Raw genomic sequence first — 15,922 nt, forward strand, 5'->3', positions numbered from 1 at the left:
CCAGACACCCCATAGAAAGCGCCCGTACAGACACCTGTACGGGCGTTTTGCTTTGTGCGCCCCGGACAACGCGCGTTCCCCGACATCTCCACGCTCTTCCTTGTTAAGCTTGGCAGCAATCAAAACAATATCCGGATTGCTCCGTGACTTTGACTTTTGTTGTTTCTCTCTTGTGGGCAGTCTACCTGGTGGTGTTGTCGGTGATGATCATCTGGCAGCGCCGGGCACCCGTTGCTACGCTGAGCTGGATTTTGTCGCTGGCCGCCTTGCCTTGGGTGGGTTTGATCATCTTTCTGGTGTTCGGTCCGCAGAAAATCAAGCGCAAACGTCTTCGCCGTGCAGCCAGTAAACAGAGACTTGGTATCCGCAAGCAAAGCGGCGTCAACAAGGCGCCGCCCGTTTACGCCGCGCAAATGGCCAAAATGAGCCTGGCCACCACCGAGATGCCGACAGTCACCTGCACACGGTTTGATTTGCTGGTAGACGGCGGTGCGACCTATGAGGCGATCTTTGCCGCCATTGAGGCTGCTACCCATCAAGTTCACCTTGAGTACTACATTTACGAGCCGGATCGCATTGGTACCGCGTTGCGTGATTTATTGATCCGCAAAGCCGGGCAGGGAGTACAAGTGCGCCTGTTGATTGATGCGCTGGGCTCAAAGCGCTGCGGTCGCAAATTTCTGAGGCCACTCATAGCGGCTGGGGCTGAAGTGGCTTTTTTTCACGAAACTTCATTTCGGCGGCTGCGTCCTGTGATCAATATGCGGACTCACCGCAAACTGGTTATTTGCGACGGCAAAGTCGGCTTCACCGGCGGTATAAACATTACGGATGAAGAAGACGAACGCATTAACCCGCATGCTTACCACGACCTTCATTTACAACTGGAAGGCTCTGTCGTGGAGCAGTTGCAGCAGATTTTCCTGGAAGACTGGTTCTACACCACCGGTGAGCGTCCGGAGCCGTTGCCATACGTCGAACCGCCCGAAGGTGAACACATTGTTCAAGTACTGCAGTCAGGTCCGGATAATGACTGGGCACCCATCTACCGATCCTATCTGGCCGCAATCAATGCTGCAGAGGAACGCATACTGCTGACTACGCCGTATTTTGTACCTGATGAAGGTGCGATGGTGGCGTTGACCAGCGCTGCGCTGCGTGGGGTGGATGTGCAGGTTATGGTGCCAAGGCGCAGTGACTCATGGATCGTGACAGAGGCGGCGCGCTCTTATTTCGATGAGCTTGTGATTGCCGGGGTGCAAGTCTGGGAATACACAGGGCGCATGTTGCACTCCAAGACACTGGTCGTCGACAAAAAGTATGCAGCCATTGGCACCGCCAACTTTGATAATCGCAGTTTCCGGCTTAATTTTGAGGTCAGCGTGCTCGCCTATGGTGCCACCCAGGCCGATGTATTGGCCGGCCGGTTTGCCGAAGACCTGAAACGTGCCGAGCGCGTGTTCCGTCCGCGCAAGATCTCGAAGCTCTCTGCTTTTGGCGAAGCCTGGGCGCGATTGTTCTCGCCGCTATTGTGATCCGTTTGTCCGGCTATTTGCGCATCAGCGCCCGCACCCTATAGTTCCTGCATCACAGTTGTATGACGATTACAAATATATTGGTAATGCTTCGCATTCGTGGCCTCTGCGTTTGAAATGCCTTGCCGAAGGTCGCGTCTGCCTGTCTAATTAGGAAGTTTTACTTTCTAACTAGAACTGTCGCCGCAGGAGCCGATTGCATGCTTTACCCCCAACTTTTCGCTGATCTCGAAAAAGCCCGCTGGGACATGGCGGACGATATTGCCTGGGATCAGTTCGACGCGAGCAAGTTGAGCGAAGAGCAGGCAGTCACGATCAAGATGAATGCCATCACGGAGTGGTCCGCACTGCCGGCTACCGAGATGTTCTTGCGCGACAATCGCGACGATTCAGATTTCTCTGCCTTCATGTCCATCTGGTTCTATGAAGAGCAAAAACACTCGCTCGTCCTGCAGGAATACCTGCGCCGTTTCCGCCCCGACCTGGCTCCGACCGAAGAAGAACTGCACGCAGTGCGCTTTGAATTTGATCCGGCCCCGCCGATGGAAACACTGATGCTGCATTTCTGCGGCGAAGTGCGACTGACCCAATGGTATCGCCGTGCCTCGGAATGGCATACCGAACCCGTCATCAAGCAAATCTACAAGACGCTTTCTACAGATGAAGCCCGTCATGGCGGCGCATATCTGAAGTACATGAAGCGTGCCATCGACAAGCTGGGCGACGAAGCGCGTCTGGCCTTCGCCAAGATTGGCATGCTGATGGCATCTTCTGCCCGTAGTGGCAAGCCATTACACCCCACGAACCTGCACGTGAACAAGGATCTGTATCCGATGGACACCGTGCAAAGCCGCTTGCCGGACCCGGAATGGCTGGAGCGCTGGCTGGATACCCAAATCCAGTTTGGCAAAGAATGGGAAGGCCGTGTGGTTGGTGGCATTTTGCGTAATCTGTCCAGCCTGTTCGGTGAAACATTTGATACGGCCGCAGACCTGAACCGCTATCGCAAGCAACTGGTTGCCAATCTCGGTCAGGCTTGATTCATGACCGCACAGCAATATCCGCATCCCGATTTCGAGAAGAAAGTCTGTGCACCAGAACAACTGGCTGCGCGCATTGCCCAACTTCAGAGGCCGCTAGTGTTTACCAACGGCTGCTTTGACATCCTGCATACCGGGCATGTGACCTATCTGGCTCAGGCCCGCGCGCTCGGCGCCAGCATGATCGTGGCGCTGAATACGGATGAGTCGGTGAAGCGTCAAGGCAAGGGCGATGATCGACCGATCAATGATCTTGGCAAGCGCGCCAGCGTGATGGCTGCCCTGGAAAGTGTCAGTCTGGTCACCTGGTTTGATGCGGATACGCCTTATGACCTCATCATGACGGTCAAGCCCGATATTCTCGTCAAAGGGGGTGACTGGCCCATTGAACGCATTGTCGGCAGTCAGGAAGTGCTGGGTTGGGGCGGTCAGGTGCATTCGATTCCCTTTCTGTACCAGACCTCGACCACCGAAACCCTCAAGCGTATTCGCCAGTTACACCCATGACCCGGCGTGAGAACCTCGTCGCCGAACTGATTGGCGATATCAACGAGCATGGTTGGCTGCGTTCAGATATGGTCAGTCAGGCCGGTGTGGTCCTGCTGGCCATCATCATCGGCGTTATCGCGTATTACCTGCTCAAACCGCGTATCACGCGTGACAACTCGCGCTGGCAGTGGTTTGGTCAGGGTGCGATCCGGCTGATTTTCCCGCTGGTCGCGCTGACGGTGACCAAGCTGGGCACGGTACTCGTTGGGTTGTTTTACCCGGATGCGCCGCTGCGTCTGATTGGCGTGGCCGATGTGCTGTTGTTGGCCATGGTCAACATCAGTGTATTGGCGTATCTACTGCGCCATGTGTTCAACGAGGCGCCATGGGTAGGTCGCTGGGAACGGCGTATCGCCGCATTGATCTGGCTGGCCTACGCACTGCACGTCGTCGGCATCCTGCCTGAGATCGCCGATGCGCTTGATGACATCAGTTTTCATTTGGGGCATCAGCGCATTTCTGTGCTGACCATCCTGCAGGGCCTGGCTTCGGTGGGAGCCACACTGCTGATCGCCATGTGGCTGAGCCGTCTGGCTGAGCGTTGGTTGATGCGGGCAGAGATGCTCGATACCAGCCTGCGCGTCATGCTGACCAAAGTGATCCAGTCCCTGCTGGTGGTGGTGGCCATCCTGGTCGCATTGCCACTGGTCGGGATCGACCCCACCGTGCTCTCCGTCTTTGGTGGTGCACTGGGTGTCGGTCTGGGGTTGGGTTTGCAGAAGATTGCCTCCAACTATGTATCAGGCTTCATCATTTTGCTGGACCGCTCAGTGCGGCTGGGAGACCTGGTACAGATCGGTGATCGACAAGGGGTGATTTCCCGGCTGACCTCCCGTTATATCGTGCTCAAGAGCCTGGACGGGACGGAGTCTCTGGTGCCGAACGACACCCTGGTGACGTCGACGGTGGTCAATCAGTCCTATACCGATCGCAAGGTATGGACCAAGCTGCCGTTCACGGTGGGCTACGAGTCTGATCTGGATCAGGTGATGCAATTGCTGGTTCAAGCCACGGAAGGGATTGATCGCGTGGTGCAAGACCCCAAACCCTTCCCGTACCTGGATGGTTTTGGTGACAGCTCGGTCAATGTTTCGGTCGGGTTCTGGATCAAGGATCCAGAGAACGGGCAGGGGAGCCTGAAGTCAGAGATCAACCTGAAGGTGTGGCGCTTGTTCAAAGAGCACGGCATCAATATTCCGTTCAATCGCCTGGATGTGGTGCATTTCACACCATCCAACAAACAGGCGGGCGATGGTAATTTGACAGGTTATGCCTCGCCAAAGCCTGCCGATTAATGTCTGGCGGGTAATTTGCGCAACCGGGCGTACGAACGGTTGCGCATTGCAAGCAATTATTCTGTAATATCTGATCGCCCTTGATCCGTATCAGGAAATCCTGAACAACTTCAAGGGGTTTCTTGTCCTGGAGAGTTTCATAGATGGAATGGCTGAACGGCCTGATCGAAATGCCCTGGTGGGGCTACATCGTGGTGTTGCTGGTGCTGACTCATATCACGATTGCAGGGGTCACAATTTTCCTGCACCGCAATCAGACGCACCGTGGTCTGGATCTGCACCCGATTCCCAGCCATTTCTTCCGTTTCTGGCTCTGGCTGACGACGGGTATGGTCACCAAGGAATGGGTGGCGATTCACCGTAAGCACCACGCGCGTTGCGAAACTGCTGAAGATCCGCACAGCCCGCAAGTGCTGGGCCTGAAAAAGGTGATGTGGGAAGGCGCTGAGCTTTACCGCACGGAATCGAAGAACAAGGAAACGATCGAGAAATTCGGTGTGGGCACGCCCAACGACTGGCTCGAGCGTAACATCTACACCCCGCACAGCGTGATGGGCCCGACCCTGATGGCCATCATCGATATTTCGCTGTTTGGTGCAAACGGCCTGTGGATGTGGGCTGTCCAGATGGCGTGGATCCCGTTCTGGGCCGCCGGCGTGATCAATGGTGTTGGTCACTTCTTTGGCTACCGTAACTTTGAATGCGAAGACGCGTCCACCAACCTGGTGCCGTGGGGCATTATCATCGGCGGCGAAGAACTGCATAACAATCACCATACCTTTGGTACCTCCGCCAAGTTCTCTAACAAGTGGTGGGAGTTTGACCTGGGTTGGGCTTACATCCGTTGCTTGTCTGTGCTGAAGCTGGCCAAAGTGCGCAAGGTTGCACCGCGTATGAAAATGGTCGACGGCCACATGGAACTGGATGAACAAGCGCTGGCCGCGATTATCGCCAACCGCTACACCATTGCGGCCAACTACGCCAAGTCGCTCAAGCACACCGTGGGTGAAGAACTGGACAAGCTGCGCGCTAACGCCAGCCTGCCGCAGCTCGACTTCAACCCGGCGCGCCAGATGAAGGTGTGGCTCAAGCAAGATGCCAAGGACACGCCGGTGGGTGACAAGCCACATCTGGATAGCCTGCTGGCCCAGAGCACGGTGCTGGATCAGGTTTATCAGATGCGCCAGGAACTGACCCGTCTGTGGGAGCGTTCCAGCCTGTCGCGCGCTGAACTCTTGACCCACCTGCAAGACTGGTGCGCTCGTGCAGAGGCCAGCGGTATCGCTGCGCTGCAAGAGTTCTCTCACCGTCTGCGTCGCGTGGCCGCGGTCTGATCCGGATCACGTTGACAGTAAAAAAAGGCGAGCCTGCGGGTTCGCCTTTTTTGTTGTCTTGCAGCCATGCAACATAAATCTGCCTAAAATCACGTTTTCGCATTGCCGCGTCACAGGGGAACATCATGTCCAGCATCCAGCGTTACCACGTCGGGCCACGCATGTCCGAAATCGTGGTTCATAACAACACCGTCTACATGGCCGGGCAGATTGCAGAGTCGCTCGAAAAAGATACGCGCGGGCAGACTGAAGAAGCATTGGCAGCCGTAGACCGCATGCTGGCCGAAGTGGGTTCGGACAAGACCAAAATTCTGACCGTCACCATCTACCTGCCTGATGTCATGAACGAATACGATGCCATGAACGCGGCGTGGACCGAATGGGTCGCACCGGGGCATACACCTGCGCGCACTACCGTCGAAGCGCGTCTCGCGGACCCCCGTTACCGTGTAGAGCTGACGGTGATCGCCGCGCTGTAAGCGCCCGGGTTTGATAAGAATCTGATGTGAAAACATTGCCCTGCGCCTTGTCAGCGCGGGGCAATGTTTTTGGGATGGCGTGATGGACGCGCTCGCGCGTCGGTCCTGATGACAAGTGCGAAGGCGGGAACGAAACTTGATCCGGATTGCTCCATTATGTGGCTGCCTGCATCGCTCACCGCATAATGCACTCCGCCCCGGCCCTGATACGCCGAACATTCTTCTGCCTATATCGTGGAGTTGTTGCCCATGTCGAACATTCTGCTGGCTTATTTTGCTGGATGGCGGGACTGGAACCGCCTGCCCCTGATTCGTGACGCCGAGCGCCTGACCCACATTTGCTATGCCTTTGCCAATATTCATGAAGGCAAAGTCGTGTTGTTGACGTCAAAAGAAGATGCAGATGGCCAGGCCCGCAGCGAAGAAGGGATTGCCCGCTTGCATGAACTACGCAGCGTGAACCCGCAACTCAAGCTGTTGATCTCGATTGGTGGCTGGTCTGCGGACGGGTTCTCAGATGCTGCATTGACCAAGGCATCGCGCGAAGTGTTCGCCCAGTCGGCGCTCGATTTCATGACTCAGCGCGGCCTGGACGGGATTGATCTGGACTGGGAGTATCCATCCAACGACATGGCCAGTATCAAGGCACGGCCGGAAGACAAACACAATTTCACGCTCATGCTTGAAGCTTTGCGCCACAAGCTTGATGCCTTGTCGGATGAGCAAGGCCGGGTGGGGGGTGAGCGTTATTTGCTGACCATTGCCGCCGGTGCGGGTCAGTACTACCTGGATGGCGTCGAGATGGCGGAGGTCGCAAAACTGTGCGATTTCGTCAACCTGATGACCTACGACTATTACAACGGCTGGGCTACGCGCGCTGGCCATCACACCAATTTGTACAACACGCCGGGTGATCCGGAGGGCGATAGCTGTCAGAAGTCGGTCGACCTGTTCATTGCCAACGGCCTGCCAGCCGAGAAGCTGGTCCTGGGTTGTGCGTTCTATGGTCGCGGTCTGGATGGCGTGGGTGAGGCTGGCCTTGGCGCACCGGGAACGCCCAAGAGCAATACGTCTATCGATTACGACGACATTGTGGGCAAGCTGATCCCGGAGGGCGCAACCCGCTTCTGGGATGACGATGCCAAAGCGCCGTGGCTGCTGGCGAACGAGATGTTTGTCAGTTATGAAGACGCAGAATCACTGGGTCACAAACTGGCGTTTATCAAAGAACGCAAACTGGCTGGCGCATTCTTCTGGGAATACAGCCAGGACCATACGGATACATTGCTGTCTACGCTGTGGAAAGGCTTGCGCCCCTGAGCGCCATGCCCCTGGCGCTAATAGAAAAGCCCGCAGATTTGCGGGCTTTTTTTGTTGGTCATCACACCGTGGGGGTGACTGGTTCGCTTGAATCGGCCGGTGCCTTGCTGGTTTTGGGTGGTTTGCCCTGCCAATAACCCGCCAGGAGTGCCCCGGAGATGTTGTGCCAGACTGAGAACAAAGCGCCTGGCAACGCTGCCAATGCGCTGAAATAGGTTTTCCCCAGCTGTGCGGCAAGCCCTGAATTCTGCATGCCCACCTCAATGGCGAGCGTTCGGCAAACCGACTCCTCAAACCCCAGCAGCCTGCCGCCCCAATAACCGCCCAACAAGCCGATGGCGTTGTGCAGCATCACGGCGATGACCACGACCGCACCCACAGAGGCGATGCTTTTTTGGCTGCCGGCCACAATGGCCGCAATGATCGTGACAATGGCGATCATGGAGATCAGTGGCAGAAAGCGCTCAATCTTGCGCACCAGACTGCCAAAGCAACGATAGAGCACCAGCCCTGCCGCAATAGGCAGAATGACGATCTGCACAATAGAGATCAGCATGGCGAGCATGTCGACGTGGATAGATGCATCGACGTACAAACGCGTCAGCAACGGTGTGGCAACGACGCTGACAAGTGTTGAGATGGACGAGATCGTCACCGACAGTGCGACATCTCCGCCAGCCAGATAGATAATCACATTAGATGCCGTGCCGCTGGCCACGCTGCCCACCAGAATCATGCCGGTGGCCAGGTCCGGTGGCATATTGAAGGCCTTGGCCAGGCACCAGGCGGCCAGGGGCATGACCAGATAATGCAGCACGATGCCCGCAGCGACCGGCGCCGGGCGTGTCAGCACGCGCCTGAAGTCATCCAGCGTCAAGGTCAGGCCCATGGTGAACATGATGGTACCCAGCAACAACGCGGTATGGGCCTGGATTGGCGCGAAACTCGTGGGGTTGTGATAGGCGAGCAGGGACAGCAGTATCGCCCACACCGGGAACAGCCGGGTGATTCTGGCAAGCATGAGTCGTATCCGTTTTATTGTGTTTGTTTGATGTACGTCTGGCGCGCCCATCTTTGCTGGTTTGGGCTTATCCCGCAAGCGCCACCGTTCACCACTCCGGCGCAATCTGCTCCGCGTAGTCGTAAAGCGCTTCCAGAATGTTCGCTACGCGCTCGTCGTCGGTATCGGAGAGGGTATCGATGGCTTCGGCGAACTGTTCCAGTGTGCGGTAGCCACCGCGGCCATGAATCAGGCGATCCACGCGCAGTTGCTGCCACTGGGCTTGTTCTTCATCAGTGAGCGTATTGGCAAAGTTGCGCGCACGATAGCGGAACAGCAGATCGTCGAGACGCTGATCATCAAATGCGGGTCGCGCACTTGCCAGTTGCTCAGGTGTGAGCTGGCGCAGTTTTTCCAGCGTGCGGCGGTCGTTGTTGCCCGCAAAACCCCCATAGAGGTCTTCATCGATGTCTTGTTTGCCGAGCGGTTCGCGTTTGTAGATGGCGTCCCAATCCGGGCGCGCCAGTGCCGCCACGGCGGCGGCATGCATCTGGATCACATCCATATCTACACCCCAGCGTGCGGCCATCTCCGGCGAAAGAACCTTGAGGTTGCCGATCACAATGGGAGACTTGTTGATGTGAATGGTTTTGATGGGTAAGCGCGTGACGCCTTCGGGCAGGTCTGCCGTGCGGGTGAACATGCGCTCGCGGATTGCGGCGGTATCCAGCCCGGCCAGTTCTGCCGGATCAAACGCAAGGTCCCACACGATCAGTTCGTTTTTGTTGGTCGGGTGCCAACCCAACGGCCACACTGCGGCAATGCAGCCACGGTCCACACCAAACATGCCGGACACGTGCAAGAACACTTTGGGCTCACTGCCGATCTCTTTCAGAACGGCATCTTTCTTTCTGAGGCTCAAACAAAAATCAAACAGACGTGGCTGGCGATCACGGATCAGCCGCGCCATGCCAATGGTGGCACGTACATCAGAAAGCGCGTCGTGGGCGGATTCATGTGCCAGGCCGTTCGCTTTGGTCAGAAGTTCAAGCCGGAAGCTGACTTTGCCGTCATCCCCGGTGGGCCATTCAATGCCTTCCGGACGCAAGGCCCAGGCGGTGCGCACGGTGTCGAGCAAATCCCAGCGGCCACAATCGTTTTGCCATTCTCGCGCGTAGGGGTCGATCAAATTGCGCCAGAACATAAAGCGCGTCATTTCATCGTCAAAGCGGATTGAGTTGTAACCGACGCCGACCGTGCCGGGCGCAGCCAGTTCATGTTCAATCGCCGCGGCAAAAGCATGTTCGGGAATCCCGCGCTCCAGACAGTCTTGCGGGGTAATGCCCGTGATCAGGCAGGATTGCGGGTCGGGCAGAAAGTCCGGGGAGGGCAAACAGAAGAGCTCGACTGGCGCACCCACCTCATTGAGGTTGGCATCGGTGCGGATACCGGCAAATTGCGCGGGGCGGTCACGGCGCGGTACGGCGCCAAAGGTTTCGTAGTCGTGCCAGAAAAAGGTGAGTTCGGCCATGCCTCTGTCCCGTCAAAAAAGGCGAGGGCGTCACGGTGGTGTGACGCCCTGTGATCATCTGCCCATTGTACCCGGCAAAGGCAGGCTGGCCAGGGGCTGCGCCCTGATGCGGCTCAATCTGCAGTCAGGCGCTTGATGGGCAGTGGCAGGCGATCTGTCTCGTTGGGGATCTGGCCAAAGCGGTCTTCCTGCCAGGCCACTTTGGCGGCTTCAATCAGTTCACGGTCACTGGCGACGAAGTTCCACCACAAGGTGCGCGGGCCATCCAGCGGCGCCCCGCCCAGCAACAAGACTCGCGTGGCCTCGGTGGCGGTGACGTGCGTCTCGCCAGTCTCTGGTAGCAAAACCAGTTCATTGACACCCAGTACGCTGTTATCAGCGTGGGCCTCGCCATGAATCAGCATTAACGCGCGTTCGGCATAGTCAGCGGGGAGAGTGATATGGGCGCCGGGCGCCAGATCAATCACGGCATAAATGGTGGGCGATTCCACCGCCACCGGCGAGATATGTCCGAACAACTGACCAATCAGCAAATGAATCTGCACGCCCTGACGGACAATGCGTGGCAGTTGTTGTTCGGGATAATGCTCGAAATGGGGCGAACACTGTTCCAGCGGGCGGGGCAGGGCAATCCAGGTTTGTACGCCATGCAGTTTGCCGCCGTTGCGTGCATCAGCGGGGGTCCGTTCAGAGTGTGCAATGCCGCGGCCGGCCGTCATCAGGTTAATGTCGCCCGGTTCAATCAGCACCTCGTTGCCCAGGGTGTCCCGATGCAACTGGATACCCTCAAACAGATAGGTCACGGTAGCCAGGCCAATATGCGGGTGGGGCGGTACATCCAGACCCTGACCCGGGACGAGCTCTGCCGGGCCGATATGATCGACAAACACAAACGGCCCGACCGCGCGGCGCTGGATGGCGGGCAACAAGCGTGAGATCGGCAAGCCGCCCACGGTTTCGGCGCAGCCGGAAATATGGATCAACTCGGACATCGGGATCTCCAGACAGGGCAACGCCGGGCGGGCACCCGGCGCTGATGAGGTTTCGTTAAGATCAATATGGCCTGGCGTGCGGGCTAACACCAAGCCCGACCTGTATCGATTTGTCTTGCGATCTGCCACGCAGGCAAGGTGCACCATAGGCACCCGGTTGACGCTGCAGCCGGGTGCCCTATGGAGTCATCATGCATTTTCAGAAGCGGCCAGCCTGATAGTCCAGGATGGCTTGTTCCACTTGCTCACGCGAGTTCATCACAAATGGCCCCCACTGCACGATCGGCTCTGCCAGCGGCTTGCCAGAGAGCGCAATCAGGCGGGTCTCGCTCTCACCGGCCGTGATCGTCACGCCATCTGCATCTGCCGCATTGTTCAACAAACCCATCTGTGCCGACTTCACCGTCCGCCCGCCAATGCTGGCTTCGCCCCGGTAAACATACACAAAGGCGTTGTGACTGGCCTGCAGCGGCAGGCTGACACTTTGCCCGGCCGGAATGACGAGGTCGGCATAGAAGGGCTCGGTATCGTCACGGGTGATGGCACCACTGGCTCCGGCAACAAGGCCCGAGATCAGCTTGAGCGAGGCACCGTTGGCAAGCGCATGCACCGGAATGTCGGCCGCCGGGATGTCGCGGTACCACGGCGCGGTCATCTTGTTCTTGCCAGGCAAATTCACCCACAACTGGAATCCTTCCATCAAGCCGTCTTGTTGCTCCGGGATTTCGCTATGCACGATCCCGCGGCCGGCCGTCATCCATTGCACGCCGCCCTCAGTCAAAAGGCCCTCGTTACCCGCGTTGTCGCGATGACGCATGCGGCCATTCAGCATATAGGTCACGGTCTCGAAACCACGATGCGGGTGTGACGGGAAGCCGGCGATGTAGTCATCCGGGTTGTCCGAACGGAATGCATCAAGCATCAGGAACGGGTCCAGGCGGCGTTGCAGGTCATGGGTCAGAACACGGGTCAGGCGCACGCCGGCACCATCGGTGGTGGGGATGCCGTTCACCAGGCGCTCGACTTCACGTGAGCGGGTCACGGCGGGAAGTTGCAGGGTGTTGCTCATGATGTGTTCTCCTGTTGTCTGGCGCGGTGAGCCTGTGCGATGGCACCGGGTCTTGCACTGCGCAGCCCACACTGTCGGTGTGGCGATGACTGCATCTTAGGCCGCGCTAACCATCGAAGAAACGGGTGATCTTTTTGTGATCTATATCAAAATATTTGATATTGTTTGACACATGAATCTCGAACGCATCTCACTGGAACAACTCCGCGTCTTTGCGGAGGTCGTTCGCGCCGGCAGCTTTCTCGGGGCCGCCAAAGCGATCGGCCGCACGCAGTCCGCCGTCAGCTACACCGTGGCCACGCTGGAGCAGCAACTGGGTATCCAGCTGTTTGACCGTAGCCAGTATCGGCCAAAGCTCACGCCGACCGGTGAAGCGCTACTGGGCGATGCGCATGCCATTCTGGAACGGGTGGACCGCATGCAGGCGCGGGCGAGCGCCATTGAACACGGGCTTGAGGCCGAATTGGCGCTGGCGGTGGATGTGTATTTCCCGCTTTCGCGTTTGCTTGATTGCTTGAATGATTTTCGCGCTACTTTCCCCAGCGTGACCTTCCGGCTGTACGTGGAGGCACTGGGCGCGGTGGCGGAGCGCGTCCTGGCGGGTAGCGCACAACTGGGCATTCTGGCCACATTGCCGGAGTTGCCGTCCGGGCTGGACGGGTTTTCCATGCCGCCCATCCGGGTGCTGGCGGTGGCCTCGCCGGATCATCCACTGGTCAAATACGCCGGTGCGCTTGATCGTGCCACCCTGCAAGAACACGTCCAGCTGGTACTCACGGACCGCAGCGCACTGACCGAAGGGCGTGACTACGGCGTGATTTCGCCAACCACGTGGCGCTTGTCAGACCTGGGCGTCAAACACGCCATGTTGCTGGCATCAATGGGCTGGGGCTATATGCCCATCCACTGGGTTGAGGATGATCTGGCAGCCGGCCGATTGGTGGCATTGCCGCTCGATATGCAGCCCAAAGGGGGGATGCAACTGGCTATGCATGTGGCCACGCGGATCGGTCAGCCGGTGGGGCCGGCTTTGCGCTGGTGGATAGAACGGCTACGACGCGCGGAAGTACCACTGGCCTAATCAAACATACTGGCGCGTAGCGTGGTGATTTCAGCTGGAGCAAGACCAATCAGCGTCAAGTAGCCTACGGCGCCATCGTAATGGCGGCGCAGGTGATCCAGCAGCATTGCCATGTGTTCTGGCTCAGCACCGAGCAAATGGCGTAACGCAGGCGCATTTTGCTCAGAGATCTGCTCGAACGCCTGGTGCAGATTGGTCGCACTTTGTGCGTAATCGGCAATGATGTCTTCATCAGGTACGCCAGCGAGATTCAGCAACAAGGCGGCCACCATGCCGGTCCGATCCTTGCCGGCCGAACAATGAAACAGCACGCATCCTTCCGGTTGCGCCAACATTTGCCGGAAGATGGCCAGGAAACTGGTGCGGCAATAGCGCAATACGTCGATATACAACGTACCCAGACTGGCCGGGACGGCCTCAAGATGCTGGTCGAGCCCTTCCAGCAATGAAATGGGGGCGTACTGGATTTCGGCTACGCGGCTTAGCGCATCGCCCCATTGCCGCCGCTCGCGCTGGCCACGCAGGTCGATATCCATGCGTACGCCATAATCCAGCAAGTGGATGACGTCGATGGCGTGTAACGCCTCCAGACTATCGGCGCGAACAAAACGGTGGGTGCGCAAGGTGCGCCCGGTACGGCTATACAAGCCGCCCAGATCACGAACGTTGCGTGCGCCCTGCAAGGGAATGTCTCTTTGCATATGGTCGCCAGAATGCGATGGTGAACTGCCTATGTCTCAACATAGCATGTGAAGCCTGGCGCGCGCCGCCGCCCTACAGACGGATAGCAACATGAGCATGGAACTGGATAAAGACACCCACAAAGCAGCGCTGGATTCGCTGGAAAAGTATCTGCGTGATGAACTGGACCTGCCGGTGGGCAACCTGGAGATCGCTGGTCTGCTGACCTTCTTCGTTCAGGAAATAGGCCCCAGTTTGTACAACAAGGGCGTGCGCGAGGCACAGGCGCGTATGCAGGCGCGCGTGGCGGATATTGATATGGAAGTGTACGAAGACGAGTTTGGCTACTGGAAGAAATCGCCGCGTCGCCGCTGAATCAGCGACTGGGTTGGGGTTGGGGCTGGCGTGGGGGCGGCAGGGTAGATTCGTGCCGCGGCAAGGTATCGCTTGTGGCTGCGGCGGGCGCGCGTGGGCCGAACAGAAACAGGGCGCGCCAGTCTGGTGCCGCACGAAACTCAATGAACCGGTAGGTCAGCATCGCCAGGAAGAGTGTGGTCAGGAGCGCTGCTGCAATGAAGGCCGGCTGCGTGTTGCCCTTGAAGAGTCCATACGCATTCATGACAGGCAGGTGCCACAGGTAAATGCTGTAGCAGGCCATGCCGGGCAACTGCAGTATCCGCCAGCGCAAAAAGCGCAGCCATGGCGCCCCGTTCAGTAACGTCAACAATAAGAGTGTCAGGCCCAGATCGAACACATTGCATAGCACCGCCATCCACTCAAAGCTGATTGCGCGGCTGATGCATGCGTGAAAACCATACCACCCTGTAAACAGCAATACAGCAGCAAGCAGGCCGGAAGTCGTGGTGGGGATGCGCCAGCACGTGCGATGTACATAGGCGGCGGCCAATGCCATCCCGATCACGAATTCATCCAGTCTGCCCAGTAACAATGCGTCAGCGATCCAGTCCGGCCCTGCCAGGGGCGGATCAAGTGCGCGGATGGCGCGTACTGCCAGGGACAAGAGCAACGCGCAGAGAAGGATGGGCTTGATTCCGCGGCGTGCCGCCAGCAAAGCCAGAATCGGGAATACCACGCTGAATAGTACTTCTGTGCCAATGGACCATAACGCCCAGTTGGAGGGAGGCACAAACGTGCCGTGATGCAAAGGGAAAGTGAAGGTCATTATGGCCACTGCCTCACGCAGGGCGCCGTTTTGATGTGGTTGTGCCAGGTGCCCCCCGAGCACAAGGGTAGTAACGCACACCACGTAATAGAGCGGGATCAACCGGAAAAACCGGTGTTTGTAGAAGATCCAGGCGTCAGACGAGTTCCGGATTTGCCGTTTTTGCGCCGCATAAGGCAGGTAGAGCACGAATCCGGACAACATGAAGAACAGGTTCACGCCCGTCCAGCCATTTAATAGCAATGGGCCCGTAGACACCCCGAATACCACCGGCGGGTGAAATGCGAGTGCGATGGTCAGGTGGTGCCACATCACAGCCACAATCGCCAAGCCACGCAATCCGTTAATTTCCGGGATACGCAAGCTGGGTGGCGCTGGGTTGGCCGGCTGGGTCATTCGGGCTTCCTGATGGGCTGGGAATGAAAGCGGGTAGATTTTGTGCAACGCGCCAAAAATCACGCACAGACCTGCTCTACTTATCGATAGCAACCCTCAGACATTTGCGCGTTGCAACAAGTGATCTCAATCGATGAATGGAGTGGTCAGTTTCGTGTATTGATTTTTCTGCATTCGATGAGCCACGTTTTTTGCTGATGTTGAACGGCAATTGATCAGAAAACGGGGGACGCAGCCGAGGCGGGCAAACCGTTTTGACAGCAACTCATGGCCGGCCGGGTGGCAGCGAACCCAGGCTGGCTGGTCCTTTGGTTGGGTTGGCACCACGGCGGTGCAAGGAAATCGCTACCGGTCAGGTGTTACAGCCGTACGTTTGTCAGCCGGACGGAAGATGCGCAAAAATTGTGCAAACCGGTTGCAAAGCGCGTATTTGCTTG

The 15,922-nt window shown here is 57.7% G+C and carries 15 protein-coding genes; 9 read left to right on the forward strand and 6 right to left on the reverse strand.

All coding sequences use genetic code 11. The features are described 5' to 3' along the window. The first annotated feature begins 143 nt into the window (after nucleotides 1-143). The 7 genes from cls to IEX44_RS12365 all read left to right on the forward strand — a co-directional run bounded on the left by cls (nucleotide 144) and on the right by IEX44_RS12365 (nucleotide 7,552). On the forward strand, nucleotides 144-1,535 hold the full coding sequence (cls, locus tag IEX44_RS12335; RefSeq protein WP_188694051.1) for a cardiolipin synthase: 1,392 nt from the start codon (nucleotides 144-146) through the stop codon (nucleotides 1,533-1,535). 200 nt (nucleotides 1,536-1,735) lie between these two features. Then, nucleotides 1,736-2,575 (forward strand): ferritin family protein, encoded by an 840-nt coding sequence (locus IEX44_RS12340; RefSeq protein ID WP_188694053.1) that lies wholly within the window; start codon nucleotides 1,736-1,738, stop codon nucleotides 2,573-2,575. 3 nt (nucleotides 2,576-2,578) lie between these two features. Beyond that, nucleotides 2,579-3,082 carry a D-glycero-beta-D-manno-heptose 1-phosphate adenylyltransferase gene (gene rfaE2 / locus IEX44_RS12345; RefSeq protein WP_188694055.1) on the forward strand — a complete coding sequence of 168 codons (504 nt, stop codon included), beginning with the start codon at nucleotides 2,579-2,581 and terminating at the stop codon, nucleotides 3,080-3,082. After that, nucleotides 3,079-4,419 (forward strand): mechanosensitive ion channel family protein, encoded by a 1,341-nt coding sequence (locus IEX44_RS12350; RefSeq protein WP_188694059.1) that lies wholly within the window; start codon nucleotides 3,079-3,081, stop codon nucleotides 4,417-4,419. The genes rfaE2 and IEX44_RS12350 overlap by 4 nt, the downstream gene beginning before the upstream one ends. Before the next feature lie 143 nt (nucleotides 4,420-4,562). Next, on the forward strand, nucleotides 4,563-5,753 hold the full coding sequence (locus tag IEX44_RS12355) for a DesA family fatty acid desaturase (protein WP_188694062.1): 1,191 nt from the start codon (nucleotides 4,563-4,565) through the stop codon (nucleotides 5,751-5,753). 125 nt (nucleotides 5,754-5,878) lie between these two features. Next, a complete protein-coding gene (locus IEX44_RS12360) occupies nucleotides 5,879-6,232 on the forward strand; it encodes a RidA family protein (RefSeq protein WP_188694064.1) in 354 nt (117 codons plus the stop codon). A gap of 249 nt (nucleotides 6,233-6,481) precedes the next feature. Continuing rightward, a complete protein-coding gene (locus tag IEX44_RS12365) occupies nucleotides 6,482-7,552 on the forward strand; it encodes a glycoside hydrolase family 18 protein (protein WP_188694067.1) in 1,071 nt (356 codons plus the stop codon). Nucleotides 7,553-7,613: 61 nt separating this feature from the next. On the opposite strand, the gene panS is transcribed toward IEX44_RS12365, so the two are convergent. From panS to IEX44_RS12385, 4 genes are all read right to left on the reverse strand, one after another. Continuing rightward, on the reverse strand, nucleotides 7,614-8,573 hold the full coding sequence (gene panS / locus IEX44_RS12370; protein ID WP_188694070.1) for a ketopantoate/pantoate/pantothenate transporter PanS: 960 nt from the start codon (nucleotides 8,571-8,573) through the stop codon (nucleotides 7,614-7,616). A gap of 88 nt (nucleotides 8,574-8,661) precedes the next feature. Then, on the reverse strand, nucleotides 8,662-10,083 hold the full coding sequence (gene sbcB / locus IEX44_RS12375) for an exodeoxyribonuclease I (RefSeq protein ID WP_188694073.1): 1,422 nt from the start codon (nucleotides 10,081-10,083) through the stop codon (nucleotides 8,662-8,664). 113 nt (nucleotides 10,084-10,196) lie between these two features. Then, nucleotides 10,197-11,075 carry a pirin family protein gene (locus IEX44_RS12380; protein ID WP_188694076.1) on the reverse strand — a complete coding sequence of 293 codons (879 nt, stop codon included), beginning with the start codon at nucleotides 11,073-11,075 and terminating at the stop codon, nucleotides 10,197-10,199. Between the two features lie 199 nt (nucleotides 11,076-11,274). Continuing rightward, nucleotides 11,275-12,144 (reverse strand): pirin family protein, encoded by an 870-nt coding sequence (locus IEX44_RS12385; protein WP_188694079.1) that lies wholly within the window; start codon nucleotides 12,142-12,144, stop codon nucleotides 11,275-11,277. A 172-nt stretch (nucleotides 12,145-12,316) separates the two neighbouring features. On the opposite strand from IEX44_RS12385, the gene IEX44_RS12390 reads away from it, so the two are divergent. Continuing rightward, complete coding sequence (locus tag IEX44_RS12390; RefSeq protein WP_188694083.1) at nucleotides 12,317-13,225, forward strand: LysR family transcriptional regulator; 909 nt, start codon at nucleotides 12,317-12,319, stop codon at nucleotides 13,223-13,225. Here the strand turns inward: IEX44_RS12390 and IEX44_RS12395 are convergent. Then, entirely contained in the window at nucleotides 13,222-13,926 is a 705-nt protein-coding gene (locus tag IEX44_RS12395; protein WP_188694085.1) for a tyrosine-protein phosphatase, read from the reverse strand. The two genes, IEX44_RS12390 and IEX44_RS12395, sit on opposite strands and share 4 nt — an antisense overlap. A 91-nt stretch (nucleotides 13,927-14,017) precedes the next feature. Here IEX44_RS12395 and IEX44_RS12400 point away from each other — a divergent pair, with 91 nt between their 5' ends. Further along, nucleotides 14,018-14,281, forward strand: a complete 264-nt coding sequence (locus IEX44_RS12400) for a DUF2164 domain-containing protein (protein ID WP_188694088.1) — start codon at nucleotides 14,018-14,020, stop codon at nucleotides 14,279-14,281. 1 nt (nucleotide 14,282) lies between these two features. Here the strand turns inward: IEX44_RS12400 and IEX44_RS12405 are convergent, their stop codons facing one another. Continuing rightward, nucleotides 14,283-15,485: an acyltransferase family protein gene (locus tag IEX44_RS12405; RefSeq protein ID WP_188694091.1), complete on the reverse strand. Its 1,203-nt coding sequence runs from the start codon at nucleotides 15,483-15,485 to the stop codon at nucleotides 14,283-14,285. Nucleotides 15,486-15,922 lie beyond the last annotated feature (437 nt).

The organism is Silvimonas amylolytica (assembly GCF_014645555.1).
Taxonomy (GTDB): domain Bacteria; phylum Pseudomonadota; class Gammaproteobacteria; order Burkholderiales; family Chitinibacteraceae; genus Silvimonas; species Silvimonas amylolytica.